The organism is Nocardia wallacei (genome assembly GCF_029868745.1).
GTDB lineage: Bacteria > Actinomycetota > Actinomycetes > Mycobacteriales > Mycobacteriaceae > Nocardia > Nocardia wallacei_B.
Window position 1 is genome coordinate 1 of sequence record NZ_JARWOP010000268.1, and the last position, 11,086, is coordinate 11,086.

Sequence of the window (11,086 nt, forward strand, 5' to 3'; positions counted from 1 at the left end):
CCCCCGCGTCTTGCCGCCGGGGGCCCCGGTTCTCGTTACAAACCTCAGTGCCCGTGCTTGTCACCCTTGCCGGCCTGCTCCTGGTACTCGGCCAGGATCTCCAGCTGCTTGTGGTGCTCGCCCTTCTCGTAGGCGGTCAGCTCCTCGGCCTGCTCGGCGGGGTCGGCGCGGAGGAACGAACCCAGGCCGGGCTTGCCGGCCGAACCGAGCTTGTTCATCTTCTTCGGCACCGGCGCGCCCTGGTACTCCAGCGGGATCGGGTGGCCGTGGCCGTCGACGGGGCCGAGCGGCTGGTGCACCTCGATGTACTCGCCGTGCGGCAGTCGCTTGATCACGCCCGTCTCGATGCCGTGCTCCAGCACCGCGCGGTCGCTGCGCTGCAGGCCCAGGCACATCCGGTAGGCCAGGAAGTAGGCCAGCGGCGGGGCAACCAGCAGCCCGATGCGGAAGATCCACGTCGTCGCGTTCAGCGAGATGTCGAACTTGAAGGCCACGATGTCGTTGACACAGGCCAGAGTCAGCACCAGGTAGAACGCGATGGCCATGGCGCCGATCGCGGTACGCACCGGCACGTCGCGGGGACGCTGCACGATGTTGTGGATGGCGTCGTCACCGGTCAGCCGCTTCTCGATCCACGGGTAGGCGATCAGCACGGTGAACACCAGACCCATGATCAGCGCCACCCAGAACACCGCCGGAATGGTGTAGCGACCCAGGTACAGCTCCCACGGCGGCATCAGACGCGCCATACCGTCGGTCCACATCATGTAGAAGTCCGGCTGCGAACCCGCCGACACCTGAGAGGGGTTGTAGGGACCCAGGTTCCAGATCGGGTTGATCTGCAGCACGCCACCCATGATCGCGACCACGCCCAGGGTGAACATGAAGAACGCGCCCTGGTCCGCGGCGAACACCGGCACGATGCGCGAGCCCACCACGTTCTTCTCGGTGCGGCCGGGGCCGGGGAACTGGGTGTGCTTCTGGTACCACACCAGCGCCACGTGCGCCGCGATCAGCGCCAGGATGATGCCCGGGAACAGCAGCACGTGCGCGATGTACAGGCGCGGAATGATGATCTCGCCCGGGAAGTCGCCACCGAACATCAGCCAGTGCATCCAGGTGCCGATCAGCGGGATGCCGATCGTGATGCCCGAGAACGCCGCTCGCAGACCGGTGCCCGAGAGCAGGTCGTCGGGCAGCGAGTAGCCGAAGAAGCCCTCGAACATCGCCAGGATCAGCAGCAGCGACCCGATCACCCAGTTCGCCTCGCGCGGCTTGCGGAACGCGCCGGTGAAGAAGATGCGGAACAGGTGGATGATGATCGACGCCGCGAACAGCAGCGCCGCCCAGTGGTGCACCTGCCGCACGAACAGCCCGCCGCGCACCTCGAAGGAAATGTCCAGCGCGGTCTCGAAGGCACGCGACATGGTGACGCCGCGCAGCGGCTGATAGGCGCCGTCGTAGACGACCTCGCTCATCGACGGGTCGAAGAACAGCGTCAGGTACACACCCGACAGCAGCAGGATGATGAACGCGTACAGCGCGATCTCACCGAGCAGGAACGACCAGTGGGTCGGGAAGACCTTGTTGATCGACCGCTTGACGAACGCCGCCGCGCGGTAGCGCTCGTCCATCTCATTTGCCTGGGCGGCAATTTTGCTAGGACTCATGAACGACGCTCCCAGTAAGCCGGTCCGAGCGGCTCGATGAAGTCGCCGTTGGCGACCAGGTAGCCCTCGGAGTTGACGGTGATCGGCAGCTGCGGCAGCGCGCGGGCGGCGGGACCGAAGACCGGCTTACCCCACTCGGTGGCCGAGAACTGCGACTGGTGGCAGGGGCACAGGATCCGGTTGGTCTGCTGCTCGAACAGCGAGGTCGGGCAGCCCAGGTGGGTGCAGATCTTCGAGTAGGCGAAGTAGTCGCCGTAGTTGAAGCTCTCCTGGCCCTTGCGCTTGACCGCCTTCTGCGCGTCCTCGGTGCGCAGCCGGATCAGCATGACCGCGTTGCGAATTCCGCGCAGCGACTGCAGGGTCTCGTGCTCGTCGCCCCGCCACTCCTCTTTCCAGGGGAAGACGGTCTCCATGGCGCCCGCGTCGAGATCCTCCGGACGCACCAGCACGACGTCCTCGGGACGGCCGGTGTCCTTGCGGATGTAGATGGTCTGGCCCGGGTAGTCCGGCGTCCAGCCCGAAACCCACAGCGGCGACTTGTCGCCCTTGGCCCACGGGTTCTTGATCATGCCGCCGACGAACAGGAACAGCGCGCCGACGCCGAGGACGCCCGCGCCCAGCCCCGCGGTGCGGGTGATCATCTTGCGGCGGCCCAGGGTCGAGGTCTCTCCCGCGTCCTTGAGCTGCGCGACCAGGGTGCGCCGCTCCACCTCGGGCGATTTGCCGTCGTGGCGGTCCTGGATCGAGATCTCCTGCGGGATGAACTTCTTGCGGATCAGCACGACCGCGACACCGATCGCCAGCACCGCCACACCCAGGGTGATGCCGTAGAGCGGAGTCGTGAGCGAGTAGATGCCCGCGCCGTCCTCGTGGCGACTCTTGTACTCCCAGGGCCAGAACAGGAACACCCCGATCAGCGCCAGCGCGGCGAGCGTGGACACCGCGAACCAGAACGCCACCTGCCGCTCGGCCCGCTTCTCCGCCTTGGTGCCCGGAACCGGCCAGCGCGGCGCGCGGTAGACGACGTCGACGCCGTCGCGCTTGGTGCCGAGTGCGACCAGCTCCTCCTGCGACATCGCGTCGAGCTGTTCCTCGGTGGGGTTCAGGTCGTCCCCAGGCTTGCCGTCCTCAGGCCGCCCCATGTCGTTTCGCTCCTGTTCGTTGGTCTCGCGCTCGCTCATGAGCGGGATCCGATCCACATCGCCGAGCCGACCAGGGCCACGATGCCGACGACCCAGATGGCCAGGCCCTCGGTCGCGGGGCCGAAGCCGCCGAGACCGTAGCCGCCCTCGGGCTTGGACTCGGTGCGGTCCTTGACATAGGCGACGATGTCGCGCTTCTCCTCCGGCGACAGCTGCCGGTCGGAGAACTTCGGCATGTTCTGCGGACCGGTCAGCATCGCGGCGTAGATCTGCTGCTCGCTGGCGGGACCGAGCGGCGGCGCGAACTTGCCGGACGACAGCGCGCCACCCTTGCCGGTGAAGTTGTGGCAGGACGCGCAGTTCATCCGGAACAGCTCACCGCCGCGGCCGAGGTCGGCGTTGTCGATCAGCGACTCCTGCGCGATCTCGCCGTTCGGGTCGCGCACCACGGTGGGGCCGCCGCCGTTGGCCGCGACATAGGCGCTCAGCGCGTCGGTCTGCCGGGCGTCGAACTTCTCGGGCTTGCGCTGGATCTGCGAGCCGTTGGCGGCGGCGGGCATGCGACCGGTCGAGACCTGGAAGTACACCGCCGCCTCGCCGACGCCGATCAGGCTGGGGCCGCGATCCTGGACGCCCTGCAGATTCGCGCCGTGGCAGGTGATGCAGGAGGTGTCGTAGATCTGCTTGCCCTCGCGAATCAGCGCGGACTGGTCCTCGTTCGCCGTCGCGACCTGCGCGCGGGGAGTCAGCGCCGACGCCGCGAACCCGGCACCGACGAGACCCATCAGCAGCACCAGACCGCCCGCCAGCCGACGGCGCATCCGGCGCTGCTTGCGGGTCTTGGTGGCCTGGCTGTCCCGAGCGCTGCCGACCCCAGGGCTGGCGGGATCTGGCGCTGACGGAGGAGATGAACTCATCTGTGTCCCTTTGAAGTAGACGGAACCGACTGATGCTGAGGCTGGTGCTCGTCGAAGACTAGGGGGTCCTAGCGGACGAAGTAGATCGTGGCGAACAAACCGATCCACACGATGTCGACGAAGTGCCAGTAGTAGGAGACGACGATCGCCGCGGTGGCCTGGGCCGGCGTGAACTTACTGATCTTGGTGCGGACCAGCAGGAAGATGAACGCGATGAGACCGCCGATGACGTGCAGACCGTGGAAACCGGTGGTGACGTAGAACACCGAGCCGTACACGCTGCTCGAGATCGAGGTGCCCTCGTGCACGAGGTTCATGTACTCGTAGCCCTGACCGCCCACGAAGAACGCGCCCATCAGGAAGGTGATCACATACCAGCGCCGCAGCCCGAACACGTCGCCCCGCTCCGCCGCGAACACGCCCATCTGGCAGGTGAACGACGACGCGACCAGCACGGCCGTGACCGGGACGGCGAGCTTCAGGTTCAGCTCGGTCGGCTCCGGCGGCCAGTTGCCGTGAGCCTGGGCCCGGGCGACGAAGTACATGGCGAAGAGGCCGGCGAAGAACATCAGCTCGCTCGACAGCCAGATGATGGTTCCGACGCTTACCATGTTGGGCCGGTTCAGCGAGTGCACACGCTGAGTAATGGCCGATCCTGGGGTCCCTACTGCGGTCGTCACGCGGGTAAGTATGACTCGTCGTAGTACGACAGGCTAAGCCGGGTACGAAACTTCCGGTCGCGTGTCGGAAATCGCACGGCGAGACGAGGTCTCGCCACCTCCTCGGCGTGTCCCGCGAATACCCAGTTCGGGAGCGGTCCGACCCGCTCGCGCACCCGCCTTCACCAGGTTTCCCGGGACGGCGACGGCGGGAAAAGAAATCGCCGCGCCCACTAGGCTGCTACCCAGCACTGGATGTGCGAATCCGGACGGGAGACGTTGATGAGCGCGCGCACCTGGCCCCAGATCCTCGGGGCCCTCACCGATGGGGTCGATCTGACCACGGAGGAGGCCGCGTGGGCGATCGATGAGATCTTCTCCGACAACGCCACCCAGGCCCAGATCGCCGCGTTCGGCATCGCGATGAAGATGAAGGGCCCGACCGCTTCCGAGCTGTCCGGCATGGCACAGGGCATGCTCGGCCACGCCCGGCGGGTGTCGCTCGACGTCGGCGCGGTCGACATCGTCGGCACCGGCGGCGACCGGTCGGGCACCGTCAACATCTCCACGATGTCGGCGATCGTGGTGTCCGCGACCGGGATTCCGGTGGTCAAGCACGGCAACCGGGCCGCGTCGTCGAAGAGTGGCGGCGCCGATGTGCTGGAGGCGCTCGGGGTGCGGATCGCGCTGGGGCCCGACGCGGTGGCGCGCTCGGTGCACGAGGTCGGGATCGGATTCTGTTTCGCGCCGCTGTTCCATCCCGCGCTGCGGTTCGCCGGTCCCGCGCGCAAGGAGATCGGCATCCCGACCGTGTTCAATGTGCTGGGCCCGCTGACGAATCCGGCCCAGCCGGGCGCCGGGCTGATCGGCTGCGCCTTCGCCGACCTGCTGCCGGTGATCGCGGGCGCGTTCGCCGAACGCGGCAACAACGCGCTGGTGGTGCGCGGCAACGACGGTCTCGACGAGATCACCACGGCCGACACCACCGACGTCTGGGTGGTAGCGGCCGGGCATCTCACCGAGACGACCATCGATCCCACCCGGATCGGCATCCCCCGGGTGCCGCAGGAGGCGCTGCGCGGCGGCGACGCCGACACCAACGCCGTCATCGCCCGCAACATGCTGGCGGGTCAGCCGGGGCCGGTTCGCGATGCCGTGCTGGTGAATTCGGCGGCCGCGATCGTCGCCTACGAGCTGACGCCGGAGACGGCCGGTAAGGACATCCACGACGCCTTGGGCGCCGCCGTCGAACGGGTCGCGCGCACGGTCGACTCCGGCGCGGCCGCGCAACTGCTGGATCGCTGGGTCACCTTCACCAATCAGTTCGGGACCGACTGACGTCCTGGACCACCACCTCAGGTCAGGTACCGGACGATGCTCTCGGCGACGCAGGCCGGTTTGTCGGCGCCCTCCAGTTCCAGGGTGACGGTTCGCTCGGCCTGCACCCCGCCGGTGATGTCGCGCACCGAATCGAGCGTGACGCGGGCGCGGATGCGGCCCCCGACCGGTACGGGGCTGATGAAGCGAACCTTGTTGAGCCCGTAGTTGATTCCCATGCGGATGCCGCCCACGGTGGCGGCCTGATTGGTGAGCGGTACCAGCAGCGACAGGGTCAGGAAGCCGTGCGCGATGGTGCGCCCGTAGGGGCCCGTCGCGGCGCGGACGGGGTCGACGTGGATCCACTGGTGGTCGCCGGTGGCGTCGGCGAAGGTGTCGATGCGGTCCTGCTCGATCGTCATCCAGTCGCTGACACCGATCTCGGTGCCCACCGCTGCCCGCAACGCGTCCAGGTCGGGGAAATCGGTCATGAGTGGCGCTCCTTCAATTCATGGTCGCGAACCTTCGCGTCAGCACTTGTACCGTGCCACATCCGCACGGGCAGAAGCGATCACCTGTCCGAGCCCGGCCGGTACAACCCCTGGATGTTTTACTTGTAAAATACCTGCTAACCTTTTGGAGTGAGCGCCGCCGAACCCCTCCGACAACCCCGTATCCGCCCCCTCCCGCTGTCCGGCGTGCTCCGCGTCAACCGGCCCTCCGACATCTGGTTCAAGCCCGCGACCAGTGTCGCGGTGGCCTTCACGCTGGTGTTGCTGCCGCTGCTGCTCGCCGGGCGCGGCGAGCTGGCGGTCTACGTGATGCCCGGCGCGTTCTGCGCGCTCTACGGACACCAACTGCCCTACGCGGCGCGAATCCGGACCACCGCCTGGGTCGTGGCCGGCATGACCGCGAGCATGGCGGTGGCGCTGATCGGGGCGTCGCTGGTCGACAGCGTGGGCGCGCTGATCGCGATCGCGGCGGTGGTCGCGGGCGTCCAGAAGGCCGTGTGCGATGCCACCCGGATCGGGCCGCCCGGTCACGTGATCTTCGTCTTCGTCACCTCGGGCACCCTGTTCGCCCCGCAGGAATTGCGCGAGGTTCCGTTTCATCTCGCGCTGACGATCGCCGCGGGCTGCGTCGGCGCGGCCGTCGCGCTGGCGCCGGCGCTGATCCGGCGTGAAGGTCCCGAGCGCCGCGCGACCGCGCGGGCGCTGGACGCCGCGGCCGCTTACCTCGAGGCCACCGATGACGCCGGATACCGCGCCCGGCACGCCGCGGCGGCGGCCGTGCAGGGCGCGTGGCAGTCGGTGCTCGCCGGCGGGCAGCGCACGCCCGCGCGGCGCACCCTGGAACGTCTGGTGCTCCGCGCCGAGGCCGCGCTCGGATTCGCGCCCGGCACTGCGGATTCCGGGCAACTGCGCGCGTGGGCGCGTCAGGTGCGCGGTCACGGTCCGCTGCCCACGGTGGCATTGCCCGCGGGCGGCGGCGACGAACTGCTGGGCGTGCACGCCGAGCGGGAAGGCCGCCGAGCGCTGCCGCCGACTCGACTGTTCTCGATGCTGTTGCGGCCGTGGTCACCGCTGCAACCGGTCGCGATGCGCTGCGCTGTCGGGTGTGCGCTGGCCGGTTACGCCGGGCTGGCGCTCGGCGTCGGGCATCCGTACTGGGCCGTCGTCTCCGCGGCGGCGATCTATCAGGCGAATGTCACGCTCACCTGGCACCGGGTGGTGCAGCGCCTGGTCGGCAATCTCTGCGGGGTGGCGTTGTTCGCGGCGGTCGTTCCGCTGGCGCGGGTGAGCGTGGTGGCGCTGGCGGCGCTGTGCGTGTTCTTCAGCTTCTGTAACGAGGCGCTGATCACCCGCAACTACTGGCTCGGATCGGTAACCGTGACCCCGATGGCGCTGCTGGTCACCGAGTTCGCCGCGGCCCGGCCGCCGGTCTCGGAGCTGATCTCCGATCGCGTGCTGGACACCCTCGCCGGTGTCGTCGTCGGCATGGTCGTCGCCGTGCTGATCACCAATCGCCGCTCCGGCGGGCGGATGGAACAGGCCCTCGACGCCACCGAGCGCACCACCGACGCCGCCGAGCGCGCGCTCGCGGCGGCCTCGCCCGCCGAACTCGCCGTCGCGCGCCGCCGTCTCACCGCGGCACTGGTGGAGCTGCGTGAAGCGGCCGACACCGCCGCCGGCGAGTGGTGGCAGCGGGCGCTGCCCGAGGAGAGGCTGCTGCACGCCGAGCGGCGCGCGCACCGTACGCTCGCTGCGACGATACGACGGCAGGAGCCGGTGCACGGGTTCCTGCGCGAGGAGCAGCAGGCGTGACGGACGACACCGTAGCCGCGGTGGTGCGGCAGTGGCAGGCCATCCACCCCGAATTGGACACGGCGCCAATGGAACTCATCGGCCGCATCAACCGCTGCGCCGCCCTGCTGCACCAGGCCGAGAGCGCCGCCCTGCGCGATGCGAAGTTGTCCCGCCCCGAATTCGACCTGCTGGGCGCCCTGCGCCGCACCGCTCGGGACCTCACCCCCAGCGAATTGGCAAGGGAGACCTTCTCTTCCGGCGCCGCGGTCACCAAGCGTCTACGCCAACTCACCGACCGCGGCCTCGTCGAGCGCCGCGCCGACGATCGCGACCGTCGAGTAGCCCACGTACGGCTCACCACCCGAGGCCGCACCCTCCTCGACACCATCCTCCCCGCCCAGCTCGCCTTCGAACGCACAATCCTCGCCGGGCTCACCCAGCAGCAGAGTCAAGCCCTCGCCAGCCGACTGGGCGAACTATTGATCCAGCTCGAAGGCCGCCTGGGCGTCCACCGCCGCTGACCGGCCGCGGCCGATGAATTCCGGACGGCCCGGCAGTCTGTACGTCATGGGCAAACTGACATACGGAATGAATATCTCGGTGGACGGTTACATCGTGGACAGCAACGGGGATTTTTCCTGGTCGCAGCCGGACGATGAAGTGCATCAGTTCTGGAACGACCGGGTGGGCGAGACCGCGGTGTCGCTGTACGGGCGCAAGCTGTACGAGCTGATGTCGGCGTACTGGCCCACGGCCGGACAGGATCCGGACATCACACCGGTGACGGCGGAGTACGCCCGATTGTGGCTTGCGATGCCGAAAGTGGTGTTCTCGCAGACCCTTTCGTCGGTGGACTGGAACTCTCGCCTGGAGCGAGGCGATGTGGTCGAGGTCGCCAAGCAGCTCAAGGCCGAGACCGACGGCATCCTGGACGTCGCGGGCGCCACCCTGGCCGCACCGCTGATCCGAGCCGGCCTGGTAGACGAGTACCTGGTGGTGGTCAGCCCGGTAGCGGTCGGCAGTGGCACGCCGTTCTTCCCCACACTCGACCGGTGGGTCACGCTCGACCTGGTGGAGAACCGCACCTTCGCCGCAACAGGCTCGGTCCTCCTCCGCTTCGTCCCGACACGCGACTAGGGACACCTCGCCGATTACGCGCCTACCCGGCGTCGTGGGCGGAATGCCGGGTGCGGAGGTGTTCGGCGGCGGTGTCGAATCCGGCGGCGTCCAGGTATGCCTCGGTGGAGATCTCCAGCAGCCGCCGCCATCGGTCGACGCGGGCGCGCCAGTCGATGGGCGGGTCGGTGTCGCGGGCTTCGGCGAGGGCGGTCTCCATGGCGGCGAGTTGGTGCCTGCAGTACTCGGGGTCGTAGACCTCGGCCCGCAGTTCGGCGGCCGCGGCGCGCAGTGCCCGCAGCTGCTCACGGCGGGTTTCGCCGATGCCGATGCCCGGACTCTCGAAGGTGTAGGCGTCGAGGTCCGGGCCGTACGCCGTGTCGAGGTCGAGGGCCGACGGGAGCGGGTCGCGATGGCTGACGCCGCCGGGTTGGCGAATGCGTTCGATGCGAATGCGTTCGTCTGCGACGGCGATCTGACCGAAAGTGACCGCGGCATCGACGACTTCGTCATCGGTGACCGGCTCGTGGCGCAGCAGTCCGGTCAGGACCGCGACGACGTTGTCGTCGGCGTCGCGGACGGTGGTGGTGACCGTGACCGGCACGATGGGGTCGGGCAGGCCGTCGACGCGGGCGTCGAGCACCGCATCGCGGTGGTACTCGACCACCTCGCCGCACACCTCGGCGAACACCGCCGCGGCTAGGTCGGTATGGCTGTCGTGGATGTGGGCGGTGTAGGAGTCCTTGGTATCGAACGTGCCCACACCGAACCGAGGTGGCTGTTCCTGCCGGTCGGCGTTGGTCACGATCGTCGTCCACCGGTAGTCCACCGATTCCTCGGTCTCCGCGTGCGCTCCGGTAGACGTGGTGCTCGTCTGTGACATCGAGGCTCCCCTGTTGTGCTCGGCGCTGTCGGCCTGACCAGTCACCATGGTGGCAGCCCGAAGGCCCGGCCGCCGAACATTTTGTCTCCGGAGCCCTTGACTCTCACGCTACGTGAGGCTGGAGGGTGTGGGCATGAGTGATTACTACAACGCGTTCGAGGTTGGCCCCGTGCCCGCCCCCGGACCGGATGCCGTTGCGCCGGAGCCGTTTCGGGGCATCTACGGGATGCCCGCCTTCGTGACGATCCCGTCGAACGATCTGGCGGCATCGGTGGACTTCTGGACTCGGGGGCTCGGATTCATCGAGTTGTTCGCCATCCCCGGCAGTCTGGTGCATCTGCGCCGGTGGGCGTTTCAGGACGTCCTGCTCGTCGCTGCGGAGCAGGTCCAGGCGGGGGTCCCGGCGCTGAGCGTCAGTTTTTCGTGCGTGCTCGATCAGGTCGACTCCGTTGTCGAGTCCTGCCGCGCGGTGCGGCCGGACTCCGTCGACGGTCCCCGGGATACGCCGTGGAACACCCGGGACGTGGAGGTGATCACCCCCGAGAACGCGCGGATCGTCTTCACCGCGGCGAAGCCCTTCGATCCGGAGAGCCAGGAGGCGCGGAATCTCGCGGCCATCGGGATCACCCCGCCGGGCGGTAGCGACAATGGAGACCATGCCTGATACCACCGACGCCGAGGGCCTGACCGTCGGTCAGGTCGCCACGCGGCTGGGCGTGACGGTCCGGGCGCTGCACCACTGGGACGAGATCGGCCTGGCGCGACCGTCGCTGCGCACGCCCGCCGGCTACCGGCTCTACACCGCCGACGATCTGGAGCGCCTGCACCGCATCGTCGTCTACCGCGAGCTCGGTCTCGGCCTGGACCGAATTCGGGCCGTCCTGGACGACTCGGCCGCGGACGTGCCGGGTGCGTTGCGCGCGCAGCGCTCCCAGCTCGCCGATCGGATCGCCCACCTCCAGCGGCTCAGCGCCGGACTGGATCGGATGATCGAAGCCCACGAGCGCGGGGCGGGCGGGGGCACCCCGCCGGCCGCCCCCCCGAGGGGGGCCCCCCGGGGCGCCCCCACGGGGGGG

At 68.8% G+C, this 11,086-nt stretch carries 12 protein-coding genes; 6 read left to right on the plus strand and 6 right to left on the minus strand.

Features of this window, described 5'->3' with window-relative positions; all coding sequences use genetic code 11:
• Nucleotides 1-44: 44 nt before the first annotated feature.
• The 4 genes from qcrB to ctaE form a co-directional block, all read right to left on the minus strand.
• Complete coding sequence (gene qcrB / locus QH470_RS24060) at nt 45-1,670, minus strand: cytochrome bc1 complex cytochrome b subunit (RefSeq protein ID WP_280274598.1); 1,626 nt, start codon at nt 1,668-1,670, stop codon at nt 45-47.
• Nucleotides 1,667-2,812, minus strand: a complete 1,146-nt coding sequence (qcrA, locus tag QH470_RS24065; protein WP_280274609.1) for a cytochrome bc1 complex Rieske iron-sulfur subunit — start codon at nt 2,810-2,812, stop codon at nt 1,667-1,669. Before qcrA ends, qcrB begins: the two co-directional genes overlap by 4 nt.
• 35 nt (nt 2,813-2,847) lie before the next feature.
• Nucleotides 2,848-3,729, minus strand: a complete 882-nt coding sequence (gene qcrC / locus QH470_RS24070) for a cytochrome bc1 complex diheme cytochrome c subunit (RefSeq protein WP_280274599.1) — start codon at nt 3,727-3,729, stop codon at nt 2,848-2,850.
• Nucleotides 3,730-3,797: 68 nt separating this feature from the next.
• Nucleotides 3,798-4,409, minus strand: coding sequence for an aa3-type cytochrome oxidase subunit III (gene ctaE, locus QH470_RS24075; protein WP_280274600.1), 612 nt, complete (start codon nt 4,407-4,409; stop codon nt 3,798-3,800).
• 261 nt (nt 4,410-4,670) lie between these two features.
• On the opposite strand from ctaE, the gene trpD reads away from it, so the two are divergent.
• Nucleotides 4,671-5,726 carry an anthranilate phosphoribosyltransferase gene (gene trpD, locus QH470_RS24080; RefSeq protein ID WP_280274601.1) on the plus strand — a complete coding sequence of 352 codons (1,056 nt, stop codon included), beginning with the start codon at nt 4,671-4,673 and terminating at the stop codon, nt 5,724-5,726.
• 17 nt (nt 5,727-5,743) lie between these two features.
• On the opposite strand, the gene QH470_RS24085 is transcribed toward trpD, so the two are convergent.
• Complete coding sequence (locus QH470_RS24085; protein WP_280274602.1) at nt 5,744-6,196, minus strand: MaoC family dehydratase; 453 nt, start codon at nt 6,194-6,196, stop codon at nt 5,744-5,746.
• Nucleotides 6,197-6,346: 150 nt separating this feature from the next.
• Between QH470_RS24085 and QH470_RS24090 the strand changes: the two genes are divergently transcribed.
• The 3 genes from QH470_RS24090 to QH470_RS24100 are packed head-to-tail and all read left to right on the plus strand — an operon-like array spanning nt 6,347 to nt 9,148.
• Nucleotides 6,347-8,029 (plus strand): FUSC family protein, encoded by a 1,683-nt coding sequence (locus tag QH470_RS24090; RefSeq protein WP_280274603.1) that lies wholly within the window; start codon nt 6,347-6,349, stop codon nt 8,027-8,029.
• Complete coding sequence (locus QH470_RS24095) at nt 8,026-8,532, plus strand: MarR family winged helix-turn-helix transcriptional regulator (protein WP_280274604.1); 507 nt, start codon at nt 8,026-8,028, stop codon at nt 8,530-8,532. The genes QH470_RS24090 and QH470_RS24095 overlap by 4 nt, the downstream gene beginning before the upstream one ends.
• 46 nt (nt 8,533-8,578) lie before the next feature.
• Nucleotides 8,579-9,148, plus strand: coding sequence for a dihydrofolate reductase family protein (locus tag QH470_RS24100; RefSeq protein ID WP_280274605.1), 570 nt, complete (start codon nt 8,579-8,581; stop codon nt 9,146-9,148).
• 22 nt (nt 9,149-9,170) lie between these two features.
• Here QH470_RS24100 and QH470_RS24105 read toward each other — a convergent pair whose 3' ends face one another.
• A complete protein-coding gene (locus QH470_RS24105) occupies nt 9,171-10,010 on the minus strand; it encodes a hypothetical protein (RefSeq protein ID WP_280274606.1) in 840 nt (279 codons plus the stop codon).
• A 133-nt stretch (nt 10,011-10,143) separates the two neighbouring features.
• On the opposite strand from QH470_RS24105, the gene QH470_RS24110 reads away from it, so the two are divergent.
• The gene (locus QH470_RS24110) at nt 10,144-10,674 is read left to right on the plus strand and encodes a VOC family protein (protein WP_280274607.1); all 531 of its coding nucleotides are present in this window, start codon (nt 10,144-10,146) and stop codon (nt 10,672-10,674) included.
• Nucleotides 10,667-11,086 (plus strand): MerR family transcriptional regulator (locus tag QH470_RS24115; protein ID WP_280274608.1); only part of this gene is annotated, 420 nt, incomplete at its 3' end. The genes QH470_RS24110 and QH470_RS24115, both read left to right, overlap by 8 nt.